This is a genomic window from Streptomyces sp. NPDC107528 (assembly GCF_055639295.1).
In genome coordinates, this window is the sequence record NZ_JBVKAV010000003.1 from 22010 (window position 1) to 39692 (window position 17683).

At 70.6% G+C, this 17683-nt stretch carries 17 protein-coding genes; 6 read left to right on the top strand and 11 right to left on the bottom strand.

Annotated features, from left to right (window positions below; genetic code table 11):
* Positions 1-52: 52 nt before the first annotated feature.
* The 3 genes from ACZ7L5_RS10015 to ACZ7L5_RS10025 form a co-directional block, all read right to left on the bottom strand.
* Positions 53-445, bottom strand: a complete 393-nt coding sequence (locus ACZ7L5_RS10015) for a VOC family protein (protein WP_363036273.1) — start codon at positions 443-445, stop codon at positions 53-55.
* A 78-nt stretch (positions 446-523) separates the two neighbouring features.
* Positions 524-988: a pyridoxamine 5'-phosphate oxidase family protein gene (locus ACZ7L5_RS10020; RefSeq protein ID WP_471515931.1), complete on the bottom strand. Its 465-nt coding sequence runs from the start codon at positions 986-988 to the stop codon at positions 524-526.
* 15 nt (positions 989-1003) lie between these two features.
* Positions 1004-1762: a TetR/AcrR family transcriptional regulator gene (locus ACZ7L5_RS10025; RefSeq protein WP_471515933.1), complete on the bottom strand. Its 759-nt coding sequence runs from the start codon at positions 1760-1762 to the stop codon at positions 1004-1006.
* Between the two features lie 138 nt (positions 1763-1900).
* Here ACZ7L5_RS10025 and ACZ7L5_RS10030 point away from each other — a divergent pair, with 138 nt between their 5' ends.
* From ACZ7L5_RS10030 to ACZ7L5_RS10040, 3 genes are all read left to right on the top strand, one after another.
* Positions 1901-3406: an APC family permease gene (locus tag ACZ7L5_RS10030; protein WP_471515935.1), complete on the top strand. Its 1506-nt coding sequence runs from the start codon at positions 1901-1903 to the stop codon at positions 3404-3406.
* Positions 3407-3427: 21 nt separating this feature from the next.
* Positions 3428-5074: an amidohydrolase gene (locus tag ACZ7L5_RS10035; RefSeq protein WP_471515937.1), complete on the top strand. Its 1647-nt coding sequence runs from the start codon at positions 3428-3430 to the stop codon at positions 5072-5074.
* A 286-nt stretch (positions 5075-5360) separates the two neighbouring features.
* On the top strand, positions 5361-7091 hold the full coding sequence (locus tag ACZ7L5_RS10040; protein ID WP_471515939.1) for a hypothetical protein: 1731 nt from the start codon (positions 5361-5363) through the stop codon (positions 7089-7091).
* A 63-nt stretch (positions 7092-7154) separates the two neighbouring features.
* Here ACZ7L5_RS10040 and ACZ7L5_RS10045 read toward each other — a convergent pair whose 3' ends face one another.
* From ACZ7L5_RS10045 to ACZ7L5_RS10070, 6 genes are all read right to left on the bottom strand, one after another.
* Positions 7155-8399 (bottom strand): cytochrome P450, encoded by a 1245-nt coding sequence (locus tag ACZ7L5_RS10045; protein ID WP_471515941.1) that lies wholly within the window; start codon positions 8397-8399, stop codon positions 7155-7157.
* Complete coding sequence (locus tag ACZ7L5_RS10050; RefSeq protein WP_362385708.1) at positions 8396-9001, bottom strand: GTP-binding protein; 606 nt, start codon at positions 8999-9001, stop codon at positions 8396-8398. Before ACZ7L5_RS10050 ends, ACZ7L5_RS10045 begins: the two co-directional genes overlap by 4 nt.
* Positions 8982-9353: a DUF742 domain-containing protein gene (locus tag ACZ7L5_RS10055; protein WP_471515943.1), complete on the bottom strand. Its 372-nt coding sequence runs from the start codon at positions 9351-9353 to the stop codon at positions 8982-8984. Before ACZ7L5_RS10055 ends, ACZ7L5_RS10050 begins: the two co-directional genes overlap by 20 nt.
* Positions 9350-9760, bottom strand: coding sequence for a roadblock/LC7 domain-containing protein (locus tag ACZ7L5_RS10060; protein WP_328420191.1), 411 nt, complete (start codon positions 9758-9760; stop codon positions 9350-9352). The genes ACZ7L5_RS10055 and ACZ7L5_RS10060 overlap by 4 nt, the downstream gene beginning before the upstream one ends.
* A gap of 5 nt (positions 9761-9765) precedes the next feature.
* Entirely contained in the window at positions 9766-11493 is a 1728-nt protein-coding gene (locus tag ACZ7L5_RS10065; RefSeq protein WP_471515945.1) for a sensor histidine kinase, read from the bottom strand.
* A 284-nt stretch (positions 11494-11777) separates the two neighbouring features.
* Entirely contained in the window at positions 11778-12791 is a 1014-nt protein-coding gene (locus tag ACZ7L5_RS10070; protein WP_471515947.1) for a GlxA family transcriptional regulator, read from the bottom strand.
* A gap of 71 nt (positions 12792-12862) precedes the next feature.
* Here ACZ7L5_RS10070 and ACZ7L5_RS10075 point away from each other — a divergent pair, with 71 nt between their 5' ends.
* A complete protein-coding gene (locus tag ACZ7L5_RS10075; protein WP_471515949.1) occupies positions 12863-13813 on the top strand; it encodes an NADP-dependent oxidoreductase in 951 nt (316 codons plus the stop codon).
* A 187-nt stretch (positions 13814-14000) separates the two neighbouring features.
* On the opposite strand, the gene ACZ7L5_RS10080 is transcribed toward ACZ7L5_RS10075, so the two are convergent.
* Together ACZ7L5_RS10080 and ACZ7L5_RS10085 are read right to left on the bottom strand one after the other, a co-directional pair.
* Positions 14001-15107 carry an NAD(P)-dependent alcohol dehydrogenase gene (locus ACZ7L5_RS10080; protein ID WP_471515951.1) on the bottom strand — a complete coding sequence of 369 codons (1107 nt, stop codon included), beginning with the start codon at positions 15105-15107 and terminating at the stop codon, positions 14001-14003.
* Positions 15108-15132: 25 nt separating this feature from the next.
* Complete coding sequence (locus ACZ7L5_RS10085; RefSeq protein ID WP_471515953.1) at positions 15133-16584, bottom strand: aldehyde dehydrogenase family protein; 1452 nt, start codon at positions 16582-16584, stop codon at positions 15133-15135.
* 103 nt (positions 16585-16687) lie between these two features.
* Here ACZ7L5_RS10085 and ACZ7L5_RS10090 point away from each other — a divergent pair, with 103 nt between their 5' ends.
* On the top strand, positions 16688-17125 hold the full coding sequence (locus tag ACZ7L5_RS10090) for a MarR family winged helix-turn-helix transcriptional regulator (RefSeq protein WP_471515955.1): 438 nt from the start codon (positions 16688-16690) through the stop codon (positions 17123-17125).
* Between the two features lie 167 nt (positions 17126-17292).
* A complete protein-coding gene (locus ACZ7L5_RS10095; RefSeq protein WP_471515957.1) occupies positions 17293-17673 on the top strand; it encodes an anti-sigma factor antagonist in 381 nt (126 codons plus the stop codon).
* Positions 17674-17683 lie beyond the last annotated feature (10 nt).

The following is a 17683-nucleotide window of genomic DNA, read 5'->3' on the forward strand; positions in this document are numbered from 1 at the left end:
CCCGCCGGCACCGAGGGAGGACTGAGCCCCGCTGCGGTGCCGGCGGAGGGTGTCAGCCCTGCTTCGGTGCCGTCGGGGCCACCGTGCGCAGCATGAAGGAGTGGCCGGCGGGGTCGGCGTAGCCGCGTTCCTCGTAGGGGCCGGCCGCGTCCTTCGCCTCCACGGGACGGCCGCCGAGCCCGACGATCTTGCGCTCCGCCTCGTCCAAATCCTCCACCACGAAGTCCAGGTGGGCCTGGAGGGAGTTCTCGGGGCGCGGCCAGCTCGGCGGGGTGGCGTTCATGTCGCGACGGAACGCCAGGCGGGTCCCGTCGGCGCCCCTGATCTCGACGCGGTTGGCGGTCGCGTCCGTCATCTCGCCTTCCAGCAGATCCCGGTAGAACTCGGCGAGCTTCTCGGGCTCGGCACAATCGAGCACCACGAAACCGGCTTTCACCAGTGGCATGACTCCTCCGAAGGGTTTGGGGCACGGGACGTCCTGCCCCGCCGCCTGCATCCCAACGGGTGTCCCGGCCAGGCGGTTTCAGTCCGCCACCAGCCACTCGCCGTCCCGCATCAGTTCCCGCCCGTGCAGCTCGTCGGCCTCACGCCAGGCCTGCACCCGGGTCGGCAGGACGCGGAAGTACAGGTAGGGCGTGCTGAGTCGGCGCGGGTCGAAGCCGGTCCTGGTCGCGAAGAGGTCGCCCTCCTCCTGGGACAGCTCGGCCGGGGCGATCGCCTCGACCGTCCCCTCGAGCATGACGACGTCGCGGGTCGGCCCGATGCCGAGGCGTGTTCTGCCGGTCGCTTTGAGATTGCGGCCGGTCGGGCTCTTGGCCGGCGTGGCGAGCAGCAGGGTCGAGCCGTCCCACCGGAAGGACAGGGGGACGAGGTACGGCAGTCCCCCGGCGGCGTCGGCGGTGGCGACCCACACGTCCTCGTCGTGCTCCAGTCGGTGCAGGGTGTCCTGCTTGCGTTGCTCGGCGGGGCGGGCGAGTGGCCGGGTCATCGGCGAACGGTCTCCTCACGGAACGGCGTTGACGTGCGGGTCCAGTGTGGCCGTCGGACGTCCCGCCCGGGCGTGGATTTCCGTCAGTCGGGCCGCGGCGGCGATGAGCAGCAGGTCCAGGGCCGCCGGATAGGAGCTGTTCGGCATGTCGGCCACGAGATGGCGGGCGGTGGCGGCGATGTGCGGATGGGATTCGGCGGGCAGCCGCGCGTACGTCGCCCGCCAGACGGCCAGCTCCGCCTTGCGTGCGGCCTTCGGCATCGCCACGCTCGCCGAGTCGAGGGCGCCGTACGCGAGGGCCTGGTCGACGAAGGCGTGGTAGATCCGCACCGCCTCCGCGTCGGGAAAGCCCGCGCCGCGCAGCACGCCGAGGATCGTCTCGACGGCCTGGATCTCGTACGCCCGCCCGGTCACCCGGTACGAGCTGAGCACCGCCGCCCGGGGGTGGGCGAGGGCACCCGCGTGCATGCGCAGGCCGAGATCCCGCAGGTCGGTGCGCCAGTCGCCGGTCGGGCGCCAGGTGCGCAGCGTACGGCCGATGAGTTCGTCGGCGATGGCGAGCATCAGGTCGTCGGTGTGCCGGAAGTACCGGTACAGCGAGCTGGGGTCGGCGCCGAGCGCACGGCCGAGGCGGCGTACCGAGAGGGCGTCGGTGCCGTGCTCCTCGATCAGCCTGAGGGCCGTCTCCACGATCAGCTCCTCGGACAGGACGACGCCCTGTTTGGTGGGGCGCCTGCGCTGCCGGGCGGTGGGCGGGACGACGCGGTCGGTCATGGGCGCCTCCGTGGGCCGGTGGAACGGGGTCGATGGGCGAGACCTTACGACAACACCGTTGACCTGTTAACCCCCCGGACAGTTTCATGTCCGCTCATCGGGGCCGCCCAGGCCCCCCGGTGCGAGCGGAGACCGGCCATGTCCGACAACCCCTACAGCGTCGACCCTCCCGCGCGGCCCGAGCTGCGCAAGTCCCTCGGCGTCCTGGACGGCGTCGCCATCGCCGCGTCCAGCACGGCCGCGACCACCAGCATCGGCATCGGGCTCGGCGTCACGGCCGGCGTGGTCGGGCTGCATCTGCCGGCGATCATGCTGCTGGCGTTCCTACCGGTCATGGGCATCGCGGGCGCCTTCTCCCGGCTCAACAAGGTCGAGCCGAACGCGGGCAACGGCTATGTGTGGGTGGGCCGTTCGCTCACGCCCTGGCTGGGCTTCATGGTCGGCTGGGTGAACCTCGTTGCCGTGCTGGCGTTCCTCGCGTACACCACCGCGGTCACCGGTTCGGCCCTGCTCCAGCTGGCCGGGGACGCCGGGCTGCACCGGGTGGGCGGTCTCGCGCTGGACCCGGGTTCGACCGCGCAGACGACGGCGGTCGGCATCCTGGTCCTGGTGGCGGTCACGCTGACCGCAGTGACCGGCATCCGCAGCGCCGCGCGCCTCCAGGCCGGGCTGCTGGTCTTCGAGTACGTCGTCCTGCTGGGCTTTTGCGGATACGGCATCGTCACCGGCCCGCACGACTTCAGCCTGAGCTGGTTCGACCCCTTCGCGATCCCCTCGGCGACGGCGCTCGCGCAGGGGCTGCTGCTGTCGGTGTTCTGCTACTGGGGCTTCGAGTCGGCGTTCAGCGTCAACGAGGAGGTCCGCGACCCGCGCGACGCGTCCCGGGCCGGCATCACCACCCTGTTCACCATGCTGGGCCTGTTCCTGCTGGGCTCGATCGCCTTCCAACGCGTCCTGTCCGAGGAGGAGTTGGTGGGCCACGGCGCCGAGGGTCTGGCCTTCTTCGGCGACCGGCTGGCATCCCAGCCGTGGGCGGCGCTGCCGCTGATCGCCCTGATGTTCTCGGCGGTCGCCTCCCTGCAGGCCGGGGTGATTCCCACGGCTCGGGCGATGTTCGCGATGAGCCGGGACCGTACGCTCGGGCCGGTGTGGTCCAAGGTCAGCCCGCGGTACGGCACTCCGGCCGCCGGGACGGTGCTCATCGGCGCGCTCGCGGCGGTGGTCGCGGGACTGGCGCTGGTCATCCCCCGGCTCGCCGACATGATCATGGCGACGGTGAGCGCCGTGGGCATCGTGGTCGCCCTGTCCTACGCCCTCACGGCCCTCGCGGCGGCCGTGCGCTTCCGCTCCCTGCTGCGGGAGGACTGGCGCGAGGGCATACGGGCGGTCGTGCTCCCCTCGCTCAGCGCGGCGGCCCTGCTCGGCCTCGGCGGCTACCTCGGCTGGTCGTTCTACACCTCCGCCGACCACTTCGAAGTCAGCGCGGACAACGGCTGGTTCCTGCTTGCCACTCCCCTGGCGATGATCGCGTCCGGCTTCCTGGCCGCCGCCTGGGCGAAGTGGGTGCGCAAGTCGCCGTACTTCCGCACCGGCAAGGGCACCGACGCCGACGCGCCCCAGCTCATCGCCACCTCCTCCCGATAACCCCCTACCAGGAAGCGGACCATGCACGCAGATCTCCTCTTCACCGGCGGCCCCGTCCTCACGCCCGAGGGCCGCACCGCGACCGCTGTGGCCGTCACCGGCGACCGCATCACTGCCGTAGGACGGGAGGAGGTGCACGATCTCGCCGGGCCGCGGACCGAGGTGGTGGACCTCGCCGGCCGGCTGCTGCTCCCCGGGTTCCAGGACGCGCACGTGCATCCGGTGCCGGCGGGGCTGGAGCTGACCCAGTGCGACCTGACCGGAGCGAAAACGGCGGACGAGACGCTCGCCGCGGTGCGCGCCTATGCGGACGCGCATCCCGAGCGGGAGTGGATCACCGGCGGCGGCTGGTCGATGGAGGCGTTCGAAGGCGGTACGCCGACGAGGGAGCTGCTGGATGCGGTGGCGCCCGACCGGCCGGTCTATCTGCCCAACCGTGACCATCACGGCGCCTGGGTCAACAGCCGCGCCCTCGCGCTCGCGGGCATCACTCGCGACACGCCCGACCCTGCCGACGGACGGATCGACCGGGACGCCTCCGGCGAGCCGAGCGGCACGCTCCAGGAGGGTGCGATGCAGCTGGTGGGGCGGCTCACACCGCCCGCCACACCGGCCGACCGGGTCGCGGCGCTCCTGCACGCCCAGCGGCATCTGCACGCGCTCGGCATCACGGCCTGGCAGGACGCGCTGGTCGGGGACTTCCTCGGCATGGACGACCCGTCACAGGCGTATCTGACGGCCGCGCGGGACGGCTCGCTCACCGCCCGGGTCGTCGGGGCGCTGTGGTGGGACCGCGAGCGTGGCGCCGAGCAGATCCCCGAACTGGTCGAGAAGCGCTCGGCGTTGAGTCATGGCCGCTTCCGTGCGGGGAGCATCAAGCTGATGCTGGACGGCGTCGCCGAGACCGGGACGGCGGCGCTGCTTGAGCCCTACCTCGACAAGTGCGGCTGCGCGACTGCCAATCGGGGCACCAGCTTCATCGACGCGGGGCAGCTGCCCAAGTACGTCACCGAGTTGGACGCGCTGGGCTTCCAGTGCCACTTCCATGCCCTGGGCGACCGGGCCGTACGCGACGCGCTGGACGCGATCGAGGCGGCGCGGGCTGCGAACGGGCCGAGCGACACGCGGCCCCACCTGGCTCATCTCCAGGTCGTCCAGCCGACCGACGTGCCGCGCTTCGCCCGGCTCGGTGCCACGGCGAACATCCAGCCGCTGTGGGCCGCGCACGAACCGCAGATGGACGAGCTGACGATTCCGTTCCTGGGGGCCGAACGCGCCGCGTGGCAGTACCCGTTCGGCGCTCTGCTGCGCTCCGGCGCCCGGCTCGCGGCAGGCAGCGACTGGCCGGTGAGCAGCCCCGATCCGCTCCAGGGGATCCATGTCGCCGTCAACCGCGTGGCCCCGGAGGTGACATCGGGCCACGGCGACACGCCGGTGTTCCTGCCCGGCGAACGCATCGGACTCGCCGAGGCGTTGACCGCTTACACGGCGGGCTCGGCGTACGTGAACCACCTGGACGACACGGGCGAGGTACGCGCCGGTGCGCTGGCGGATCTCGTGGTCCTGGACCGCGATCCGTTCGACGGGCCGGCCGGGGCGATCGCGGAAACGCGTGTAGCTGTCACTTACGTCGGGGGCGCGCGAGTATACGCAGCTCAGGAGGCTTGAGCAGTAACGGAGATCACGGTCCGGTTACGCGTAGATCATTTACGGCCTGGGCAGCCTCGTACCGCTTTTCGATTCAACTTGCGCATCGGGAAGGTGAGTTCGAGCGGGCGGTCGTGCGGCCGCCCGCCCGCAGGGCGGGGGAGACCTCGCGCCACGTCCCCCGAAACGTGAGTCCGGCTGTTCGGCGAGGCCGTCGGGAATGCACGGAATCTTCTCGGACACGACCGGCTGACAACCACGGCCGATCGATTGCGTTGCCAGGACCACAGCTTGAAGGGAGACCGGTGTGAAATCTCGAGTCGTAGGCGGTGGCCCGGAGACATCCACCGGCAGCTTGCTCCAGGCGCAGCCAAGCGCCCAGCTCCAGCCGGCGGAGGCCGGGAGCGCCCTGGCCCACCTCTTCGCGCAACACATCAATGGGTGCACGGATGAGTTCCGAGATTGCCAGAACGCCGCTGAACAGCGGCTGGACGCGCTCGGATCCCCGGGCTCCAGCACGACGCTGCATGTAAAGGGAGCCCTCAATCTGGCGCCGCGCGCGTTCGTCCCGCCCGACGAGGAGGGCAACGCCAGGTTGAGGCGACTCGATGCCAGCCTGCGCGTGATCGAAGCGGCCTTCCCCCAAGTCAGCACCGATATCGAGGTCTGCCGACTGACTTGCACGATGCTGGAAGGGGCCTGGAAGAGCCGGGCACTCACCTCGCCGCGCGACGAGGAACAGGAAACCGCCTGCTCCTGCTCTCTGTGCCGTCGGCTGCCCACGCCCCCCGCACGCACGCTGGCTGACTACGGTTGGCGGCAGAGCGCCGGTCGTCCCCTCACCGTCAAGACCTGGCCGTACCACCGGGAACTCGACAGCGTCCTGACCGGTGGATGGGTCCTGGCCCGGCAGATGAACGACCACGAGCGAGACCTTGGCTACCGTCACCGCTTCGAGGACGACATCCTGCTCTTCCATGAGTACAAACGCGTGATCGACACGATAGACACCACGCACCTCACCCAACTCATCGAAGGCCGCCTGGCCGAGAGTTTCAGCACCAACACCGCGCGGGCCCTGGTCTGCGGACTCTACGCAGCCCACAAGCGATCCGCGGACGAGTCCTGGCTCCAACAGCACGCCGCGGGCAGCGTCGTACTCCCCCAGACCAACCCGCTCAGCCAGAGCACCTACTCACTCCTGCAAATGATGGACTGCCTGTTCTGGCACGTCTCACCCGACACCGAACTCTGGCAGGAGGAACACCTCGCCTCTCTGCTGCTGTGCCGCGTCATCGACGACATGGTCGACGTACGAGCCGACGCCCTCACCGGCGAGATCAGCAACTTCTGGCTCGCCGACATGCCGGCCCACACCAAGGCCCTCTACGCCGCCTGCGCCATCGCCAGCGTCAAGTACGGCTGCATGCCCGAGGCGCATTCCCCGATGTGGAACACCTGGCTGATGCCCAGCACCATCGTCTGGCTGGGGCTCACGGGACGCCACGCCCTGTGGTTCGACGGCATCACCGAGGGCCTGCCCCCGGTCCAGGACTGCCCGCTGTGCGACCTTCAGCCCAACGCATGCACCGGCATCCTCACCCACGGCACCACCCTCACCATCGCGCCGCGGCCCACCGCACCGGCTCTGAGCGCCCGGACCGCCGAGCTGTCCGCACGCTGCCGAGCCCAATACCCCGAGACATGGGCCCTCTTCGACGCCGAGCTCCATGCCTTCGAAGCACTGCACGGCCCCTGGCACGGCAACACCGACAGCTCATGGGAGATCCTGCGCCGCACGTACATCGCCGCCGTTGAAGCATCCAGAGCCGCACCGTCCACGACCCGCGCTCGGGAGATCCAACAGGACTCCGGCGCAGTCGGATCGGAGTTCTTCCACGCCCTGCACGACTCTCGGACCGGGAGGGAGGACGCCGCCCTGCTCGCCTACATGTTCGGCTGCGCCCACCCGCACTTCCTCTGGAACGCCACCGGATACCGTCCCACGGACCTCGCAGGCGACTGGCTCGACGGCTGACGCCTCCGCCCTGCTCCGTGTGACACGACGCCGCTGCCCGGCCGGGCAGCGGCGTCCTGGGGCCTATACCTCGAACTCGACCGGCAGGCTGTCCAGCAGGGACATCCATGTGGACGCGGTCGAGGTGAGCTCCTCCGGCGGCACGGCCAGGCGCAGGCCCGGCAGACGGTGCAGAAGGACGTCCACCGCGATCTCGATGATGGACATCCCGATGTTCTGCCCGGGGCACTCGTGCGGGCCCGCGCCGAACGCCAGGTGCGCCTGGTTGCCCTGCACCGAGACACCCGGGTCGGGCCGGACCTCGGGGTCGAGGTTGCCCGGGGCGAGACCGAGAACGAGCAGGTCGCCCTCCTCGATGCGGTGGCCGCCCAGTTCGACATCGCTGGCGGCGAAGCGGCCCGGCAGGACGGCCAGCGGCGGAGAGTTCCACATGGCCTCCTCGACCAGCGCCGAGATGTTCAGCTCACCGCTGATCAGCCCGGCGAGCCGGGAGGCGTCGGTCAGGACCAGCTCCAGCACGCGCGCCAGGAGGTTGGTCGTGACGTGCGCGGCGATCAGCACCGCGCGCAGGTGAGCCACGACCTCGTCATGGTCGAGCGCCGCGTGATGCTCCAGCAGGCCGGTGGCGAGGTCGGAGCCGGGTTCGGACCGCCTGCGCTCGGCGAGTTCACCGAAGATCTCCCTGATCACGCCGTCGTGCGTGACGGCGTCCTCGCCGCCCTTCATCACCTGGGCGCAGGACTCGACCAGGCGACGCCCCTCCGCCTCGGCAAGCCCCAGAATGCGGGCGGTCACGAGCATCGGCAGGTAGTCGGCGTAGTCCGCCACCAGATCGGCGCGGCCGGAGTCCGCGAACGCGTCGATCTGCTTGTTGGCGAAGTACGTGGCGTGGCGCCGGACACCGCGGTCGGCGGCGGACTGCAGCCCGTCGCTGACGGCGCCGCGCAGTCGGCGGTGAGCCTCGCCGTCCTGGGACACACAGTCGGGGCGCCAGGCGAGCATCGGAACCAGCGGAGAGTTCTCCGCGACCCGGCCCTCCCGCCAGTCCCGCCAGATCCGCGCGTCCCGGGGGAACTGGAGGGGATTGTCGAGCACGCGCCGGCTGTCCCGGTAGCCCAGCACCAACCAGGCGGTGATGTCGCCCTCCAGCAGCACCGGCGCCACGGAGCCGTGCTCCTTGCGCAGCCGCTCGTAGATGCCGCGCGGGTCGGTCGCCGCCTCCGGCCCGTACAGCCGGGTGAGCTCGGTGTCATGGCCGAAGGGGCAACCGCGGGGCGCATCGGGATCGTTTAAGGGCTGGGCGTTCATCGGGACTCCAGGGCGACGGCGGAGCGTTCCTTCAAGTGACGTATCAGGGCGACGAGGACGTCACGGCTGGAGGCCCGGTCGCGGGCGTCGCAGGCCACCACCGGGGTGTGCGGGGAGATGTCGAGGGCGTCCCTGATCTCCTCGACCGGATAGTCCTTGGAGTCGGGGAAGACGTTCAGCGCTACGACGAACGGCACGTCCTGCCGCTCCATCTCCTCGATCGCCCGGAAGCTGGAGGCGAGCCGGCGGGTGTCGACCAGGACGATCGCGCCGAGCGCGCCCTTGAACAGGCCGTTCCACAGAAACCAGAACCGCTCCTGTCCGGGCGTGCCGAACAGGTACAGCGTCAGGCTGTCATTGAGGCCGATCTTGCCGAAGTCCAGGCTGACGGTGGTCTGCGTCTTGTCGGCGACGCCGATGAGGTGGTCGACGTCGGCACTTGCCTGGGTGAGCGTCTCCTCGGTGGTGAGCGGCTTGATGTCGCTGACCGACCGGACCATGGTGGTCTTCCCGGTGCCGAAGCCGCCGGCGATCATCACCTTGACCGAGCGGGTGCCCCCGGCACCGGGCCCGCCCGGCTGGTCAAAGCCTTTCAAGTCCACTGAGTACCTCCTCAAGGAGCGCGAGGTCGGGCCCGCGGCCGGCGTGGTGTGCCGATATGGGGTCACGGGCTTCGACGTGGCCTGCCTCCAGCAGATCCGTCAGCAGCACCGCGAGAATGTTGAAGGGCAGTCCGAGATGGGCGCCGAGTTCGGCCACCGACAGTGGATCGCGGCAGCGCCGGAGGATCTCCTCGTGCTCGTGCTGCAACCCCGGTGCGGGGCCGGTACGGGAGACGATGAGGGTTGCCACGTCGAGGCTCGACGCCGAACCGCCCGGTCCGCTACGGCCCCGGGTGAGGACGTAGTAGCGCTCGAGACCGGACGGGTTCGTGGGCCTGCGGGGAGCACTCATCCAGAGTGCTCCTCCTGGCGCGGAGTGGTGCCGAGCAGTTCGCCCATCCTGCGCGCCAGGTCCCTCATCTGATGGCCGAGCAGGCCCTGGTCGAGGCCTTCCCGGGCGAGGACGCCGAGATAGGTCTCCACCCCGGCACGGACGACGAAGAGGTGGCCGCCGTCGACTTCGATCATCGCCAGCCTGAGCTGCCCCGCGTACTTGGGGAACTGCTCGGCGACCGGCTGGGCCAGTGCCTGCAGCCCGGCCACGACGGCCGCGAAGCGGTCCACGTCGTCGGGGTCCTCGGCGCCGTAGGAGGTGATGGCCTTGCCGTCGCTGGAGGCCACCAGGGCGAAGTTGATCTCCTGGATGCTCTCCACCAGGTCGCGGAGCGCCCAGCTCACGTCGGTTCCCTGTTGCGTCATGGGGACTAGTCGCTTCCTTCAGTGCTGTGCGGCTCGGTGGACTCGCGGCCGTCGTCCGGCCCGCCTTCCTCGCCGGGCTCGCGGCCCGCGGTGGCGAAGGCGGCCAGGCCTGCGAAGGACGCGTCGGGCGGCACGGCGACGACGGAGGTCGTGTCGTGGTCCCGCTCCGGACGCCCGGCCGGCTCGTGGCGGGCCTCCTCGTTCCGCTTGCTGCGCCGGCGGGGCAGGCCGCCGGGCGTGGTGTCCACGGCGTCGCCGAAGTCGGCCGGGGCCGTTTCGACGACGGCCGGCTCGCGGGCCGGTGCGATGGCGCCGGCCGGTGCCGTCTGGGCGGCCGCCGCCGGGGTGGCGGAGGCAGCCGCGGGCAGCGGGCTGAAGTACTTGTGCGGGACCACGACCACCACCGAGGTGCCCAGCCACGGCGAGTCCGCGAAGGTGACGCGGATGCCGTACCGGCGGGCGAGGATGCCGACGACGCGCAGACCGATGTTCGCGTCCTCCGAGATGCCGCCGAGGCCCGCGCCCTGCGCGGTGCCCGCGAGAGCGTGCTCGGCCTCGCGCTTCTTCTCCTCGCTCAGCCCCTTTCCGGAGTCCTGGATCTCGATGCCGACGCCGTTCGGGACCTCCTTGCCGGAGACGACGACCGGCTCGGTGGGCGGCGAGTAGCGGGCGGCGTTGTCCAGAAGGTGGGCGAAGATCAGCGTGAGGTGGTCCACCATGCCGCCGTCGACACCGAGTTCGGGCAGGTGGCGTACGTCGATCCGGTGGAAGTCCTTGATTCGGCCGATGCCGCCGCGGACCACGCTGAGCAGGCGCTGCGGCTCCTGCCACTGCCTGCCGGGCCGGTCGGAGCCGCCGAGGACGGTGACGCTGGCGGCGAGACAGTCGGCGGGGCCGATCGCCTGGTCGAGCTCCATCAGGCCCCGGGCGACGGCGGGCAGCCGGCCGTGCTCGCCCTGGAGGTCGTGCAGACGGCCGCGGAGCTTGCTGGTCAGGACGTGGATGCGGCTGCCGATGCCGACCACGGCGTGCTCTGCGGCGGTCGAGCGGTTGAACTCCTCCTCGACGCCGACCAGCGACGTGCGCAGGACCTTGCGCAGGTTTGTCTGCAGCTCGGCGCTGACCTTCGCGCACTGGTTGACGCTCGGCAGGACGTCGTCGATGGACTCGCCCTCGCGCAGCTGGCGCAGTGCCTCGGGCAGCTGCTCGTCGGCGAGCCGGACGACTGCGGCGAGCTGGTGGGCCAGTTGCTCCTGCCAGACCTCGGCCTGGTCGGCGAGCTGGGCCTCATAGGACTTGGCCTGGGCGGCGATCCGCTCCTCGTAGGAGGTGCTCTCCTGGGCCAGGCGCTCCTCGTAGGAGCGGGCCTGCTCGGCCAGTTGCGCCTCATAGGCGCCGGACTGCTCGGCGAGCCGGTTCTCCAGGGCACCGCGTTCGGCGCTGTACTTCCGCTCCAGGCCCGCGACATGCTGCTGCCACTGCTGGGAGTGCTCGGCCTGCGAGGTGCGGAAGTCGCCCTCGGACCGGCGCAGTTGGGTCCGGGTGCGCAGCAGGAGTCGTACACACACGGCGCTGGCGGTGGTGGCGGCGACACCGGCGATGCCGGCGGTTATTCGCTCCGAGCTCATGAACGTGGCGGCAACGGTCCCACCTCCTAAAGCCAGTGGCATCAGCCACCAGCTGTACCAGGCGACAGGGGGCCGCGCCGCCGGGGGCGGAGTGGCGAGTTCCATCTGCATCCTTCGAGGCGACGATCGAACATTGGGGGTGTGCTGGGCGATCGCACTCATGAGTACGCACCGCAAGCTGACCGATCGCGACCGGGTCAACTCGCAGTGCCGAACGGGAGCTTATCGGGTTTGAACACGAAAGGATCAACCACGAAGGTTGGCGGACGTGAGTATTCCGTCACTGTCAGCCAAGCGAACGAACGTCGACAAATGCCTTTACTGACCAGTGCAGTTGACCAAATCGGTCACCGCGCCGGGGCGGACAGGCTGCGGGGATTGCGGGGCGGCTATCGGGCGGCGGCCGTCTGGAACGTACGGCGATACGCCTGCGGGGACACCCCGATCGCGGCGTGCAGATGCTGGCGCAGCGAGGCGCCCGTGGCGAAGCCGACCTGGCCGGCGATCCGGTCCACCGAGAGGTCGCTGGACTCCAGCAGATGCCGGGCGCGGGCGACGCGCTGCTGGATCAGCCAGCGGCCGGGGCTCATGCCGACCTCGTCGTTGAAGCGGCGCGCGAAGGTGCGCAGGCTCATCCGGGCGTGGCCGGCGAGGTCGGCCAGAGTGAGGGGTTCGTCGAGGCGCTCCAGGGCCCAGACGCGGGTGTCCGCGGTGCTCGCCGCTCCGCTCTGCGGAACGGGCTGCTCGATGTACTGGGCCTGGCCACCGTCCCGGAAGGGAGGCACGACACAGCGCCGGGCGACCGCGTTGGCCAGCTCGCTGCCGTGGTCGGTGCGGACGATGTGCAGGCAGACGTCGACGCCGGAGGCGGCGCCCGCCGAGGTGAGGATCCTGCCGTCGTGGACGAACAGGACGTCCGGGTCGAGGTCGACGTGCGGGTAGCGGCGCCGGAACGGCTCGGTCACCTGCCAATGCGTGGTGGCCCTGCGGCCGTCCAGGAGGCCCGCCGCGGCGAGGACGAAGGCTGCGGTGCAGATGGACACGATGCGTGCGTCCGGGCGGATCCGCGCGAGCGCGCCGGCGACCTCGGCGGGCAGCTCCAAGGGGATGTACGGGACGGCCACGGAGGCGACCACGACGGTGTCGGCGGTGGCCAGAATCTCCGGGCCGTGCTGCACGCCGATCGTGAAGTCGGCGTTGCTGTGCACCGGTCCGCCGTCGACGCTGCAGGTCAGAACCTCGTACCGGCCGTCGGCCGCGCCGAAGATCCGGCTGGGGATGCCCAGCTCGAAGGGGTAGACGCCGTCGAGGGCCAGCACCACGACGCGCTCCACCCGACCCTCGCCGCGTCGCTCGCCCTCACACCGCTCACCGAACTGCTCTCCAGACTGCTCATCGCGCATGGCACGATCCTATCGAAGGTTGGCAATCGTGCCATTTCCCGGGGCGGCGGATCCCGGCAGGCTGGTTCACCATGAGCAATGTGAACACGATGCGAGCCATCAGCCAGGACGTTCTCGGCGGTCCCGAGGTCCTCAAGGAAGTGGAAGTTCAGCGCCCGGCCCCCCGCCCCAACGAGGTACTCGTCCGGGTACGCGCGGCCGGCCTCAACCCGACCGACTGGAAGCACCGCGACAACGGCGGATTCCTGGGCGAGCCGCCCTTCGTCCTGGGCTGGGACGTCTCGGGTGTGGTCGAGGCGGTCGGCATCGGCGTCGTCCGGTTCCAGCCCGGCGACGAGGTCTTCGGCATGCTGTCCTACCCGTTCGGCCATGGCTCGCACGCCGAGTACGTGACCGCACCGGCGCGCGTCTTCGCGCACAAGCCGACCTCGGTCGACCACATCCAGGCGGGCGCGCTGCCCCTGGTCTCCCTCACCGCATGGCAGGCCCTGGTCGAGTACGCGGACGTGCAGCCGGGACAGCGGGTACTGATCCACGCGGCCGCAGGCGGGGTCGGGCACGTGGCCGTGCAGATCGCCAAGGCGCGGGGCGCGCATGTGTTCGGCACGGCGAGCGCGGGCAAGCACGAGTTCCTGCGGGGCCTGGGCGCCGACGAGGTGATCGACTACCGGGAGACCGACTTCGCCGAGGCCGTGAAGGACGTGGATGTCGTCCTGGACACCCTGGGCGGTGAGACGTCCGTGCGCTCACTGGGCGTGCTGCGCCCGGGCGGCGTCGTGGTCTCGATCCTTCCGGTCGGTTCGGACGACTTCTACGAGGAGGCCGAGCGGCTCGGCGTCCGGGCGCTGCGGATGCTCGTGGACTCCGACCGCGCCGACCTGCGCGCGATCGCCGACCTGGTCGACAAGGGCCAGTTGCGCGCCGAGATCGCCGGCACGTTCCCGCTGGCCGATGCCGCCGAGGCGCATGCGCTGGGCGACACCGGCCGGACCGCGGGGAAGCTGGTCCTGACGGTCGACTGAGTCGGATCGGCGGCCCCTCCCGACTCGGCCGGCTCCCGGTCGACTCGGTCCGACTCGGCCGGCTCCCGGTCGACTCGGCCGGCTCCCGGTCGACTCGGCCGGCTCCCGCTCCACTCGGCCGGCTCCCGGTCGACTCGGCCGGCTCCCGGTCGACTCGGCCGGCTCCCGGTCGATTCGGTCGGACGGGTCAGAACGTCAGCACGGGCTTGATCGCCTTGCCCGCGCCCATGTCCCGCACCGCCTGGTCGATGTCCGCGAACGGATAGGTGCTGATCAGGCGGTGCAACGGGAGTCGGCCTTCCTTCACGAGCCGGACCAGGGCGGGGATGAAGGTCTGCGTCTCGGCGTCGCCGAGGGTGAGGCCGACGATCTGCTTGCCGCCGAGCAGTCCGTTGACGTCCAGGGCGACTTCGGTGCCGAAGGGCGGGGCGCCCACGACGACCAGGGTGCCGCGGGCGGCGAGCGCGTCGACGCCCTGGCGCAGGACGCCGACGTTGCCGGTGGTCTCCACGACTCCGTCGGCGCCCTGGCCGCCGGTGATCTCGGCGAGCGCCTCGCCGAGATCGGCCTCGGTCGCGTTGACGGTGTGGGTGGCGCCCAACTCCTTGGCCAGCGAGAGGCGTTCGTCGACCCGGTCGACGGCGACGACATGGGTGGCGGGGGTCAGGGCGGCGGCCATGACCGCGGAGAGGCCGACGGCTCCCGCGCCGAGGACGACGACGGTGCTGCCGGTGACGGGCTTCAGCACATTCCATACGGCGCCGACTCCGGTCTGCACACCGCAGCCGAGCGGAGCGATCGAGGCCAGCGGCACCTCCGGGTCGACCTTCACCAGGCTGCGTTCGTCCACCAACGCCCGCTCGGCGAAGGAGGACTGGCCGAAGAAGTGCCCGCCCAGCTCCTCCCCGCCCCGGCTGATCGTGCCGGTGCCGTCGGCCCGTCGGCCGCCGATGAGGTTCAGCGGCAGCCAGGTCGCGCAGTACGCGGGGTGGCCGCCACGGCAGTTGCGGCAGGCACCGCACGAGGTGAAGGACAGCACGACGTGGTCGCCCGGCGCGACGCCGGTCACCGCCGGACCGACGGCCTCGACGACACCCGCGCCCTCATGTCCGAGGACGCCGGGGAGCGGGAAGGGCAGTCCGCCGCTCGCCACACCGAGGTCCGTGTGACACAGGCCGGTCGCCACCATGCGGACCACGGCCTCGTACGGTCCGGGCTCGTCGAGCTGGACATCGGAGAGGGTGAAGGGTGCTCCGCCGGACTCGACGACGGCGGCACGGGTGGGGATGGACATCGTACGAACTCCTTGGCGGGGGCGCTCAGTCGAGCGAGACGACGACGGACTTGGTCGTGGTGTAGGCGTCGAGCGCCTCGGTCCCGTACTCGCGGCCGAATCCGGAGTCCTTGACCCCGCCGAAGGGGACCGCGGGGTCGAGCATCGCCCAGTCGTTGACCCAGACGATGCCGGCCTGGAGCCGGTCGGCGACCCGGTGGGCACGGGCCAGGTTGCCGGTCTGGACGCCGGAGGCCAGCCCGTACGGCGTGGAGTTGGCCAGCTCGACGGCCTCGTCCTCGGAGTCGAATGCCTGGACGGTGAGGACCGGGCCGAAGATCTCCTCCTGGATCACACGGGAGTCGTTCGGCAGGTCGGCGATCACGGTGGGCTTGTAGTAGTAGCCCCCGTCGAGGTCGAGCCGCTCGCCGCCGCAGACGATGCGGCCGCCTTCCTTGCGGGCCAGCTCGACGTACTCCTCGACCTTGCGCAGATGCCGCTCCCCCGCCATCGGGCCGATGACGGTCTCGGGCTTGCGGGGATCGCCCAGCGGAACGCCGGGCACGGCGTCGGCGAGGATGCCGAGCAGTGTGCTGTGGACCTGGCGGGCCACCAGCAGCCGGGGTCCGCCCATGCAGAACTGCCCGGTGTTGAAGACGAACCCCTTGATGATCGCCCCGACGGCCTTCTCCAGGTCGGCGTCCTCGAACACGAGGTGGGCCGCGTTGCCGCCGAGCTCCATGGTCACGGGCTTGAGCGACTCACCGGCGAGGGCGGCGACCCTGCGGCCGACCGCGGTCGAGCCGGTGAAGGCGACCTTGTCCACTCCCGAGTGCCGCAGCAGCGCCTCGCCCGTGGCGGGGCCACCGGTGACGACGTTGACCACGCCGTCGGGGACACCGGCGCGCTTGAAGAGCCCGGCCATGTACAGGGCGCTCAGCGGGGTCTCTTCGGCAGGCTTGTGCACCACCGTGTTACCGGCCGCGAGCGCCGGAGCCATCTTCGAACCGGCCAGGATCAGGGGGAAGTTGTACGGCGTGATCGCCGCGACCACCCCGAGCGGCCGGCGCCTGACGTAGGCGAGGGCGTTCATGGGCGTGTCCCGGACGGAGCCGTCCAGGGACTGGGCGAGGGCGGCGAAGTACTCGTAGTCGTTGGCGGCGTTGGTGACGTCGACGGCATGGGCGAGCGTGATCGGTTTGCCGACGTCACGGCTCTCCAGCTCGGCGATGATGTCGGCGTTCTCCCGGATCAGCTCGGCGACCCGGTACAGCACCCGGCCCCGCTCGCGGCCGCTCGATCCGGACCAGGCGCCGTCGTCGAAGGCTTCCCGCGCGGCGCGCACGGCGGCGTCCACGTCAGCGGCACCGGCGTCCGCGACGGTGGTGACGACGGCGCCGCGGGACGGGTCGACCACCTCGGCGCGCGCTCCGTCGGCGGCCTCACACCACCGGCCCCCGATGAACAACCGACCGGGTTCGATCTCGAAGGTGGTCATCGCCACTCCTCAGCCTCATCGCCAAGATTTCAACCAACAGGATTCCTGTCTGTTCGCAGTCTCATTACAGACAGGTTTCCTGTCAATGCTCTAGGCTGAAGTCATGCTCGACACCCAGGCAGCCAAGGCCCACCCCTCGCTTCTCTACATGGTGAAGCAGGTGGAGCTGGTCGTGCGCTCCCACCTGGACGAGCTGGTCAAGCCGTCCGGGATCACCGCGCTCCAGTACACGGCACTGACCGTCCTGGAACGCCACGACGGACTCTCGGCCGCACAGCTCGCCCGCGACTCCTTCGTCACCGCGCAGTCGATCGCCGATCTCGTGCGGTCCCTGGAGGGCCGCGGGCTGGTGCGCCGGGAGCGCAATCCCGACAATCGCCGGGAGCTGCAGATCCTGCTGACCGACGCCGCGCGTGAGCTGCTGGCGCGGCACGAGGGGCCCGTGCGGGAGCTGGAGGAGCAGATGGTGCGGGACCTCACGGCACATCAGGCCGAGCAGTTCCGCCAGGCACTCTCCAAGGCCTGGCACGCACTGTCGTAGTCACACCCCAAACATCAAGCGAAGCCTCTGTCGCAAATCAAAGACATATGTCAATCGAACATGCTCAGATTCGCTCAATCGAGGGTAACTTGCAGTGCGGGGACCGGATTTGCGCTCACTCGGGCTGCATCCCCGCCGCACCTGAGCAGGCTGGAGGCGATGTCGTCATGCAGCAGGAACCTGCGCCGTTCAGCCGGCATCTGCGCGTCCATCGGCACCGGGAACACACGGTGCTGGAGTTCCGCGGCGAGATCGACATCGCCGCCGCGGTGGAGATCGCCCCGTACCTGGACCGGGTCACGGCGCACCCCGACGCGCGGATCGTGATCGACCTCAGGACGGTCGAGTTCTTCGACTGCTCCGGACTGCGCCTGCTGTACCGGGCCCGCGGCCGGACCCTCGACCACGGCGGGCAGTTACACCTGGTCTGCACCCACCCCCTCACCCTGCGCGTCCTGAGGATCACCGGCCTCTCCCGGCTGCTGCCCCCGCATCCCACCCTCGACGCGGCCCTGAACCAGCCGGAGGCCACGTCCGGCACGTTATGAGGGCACGTGT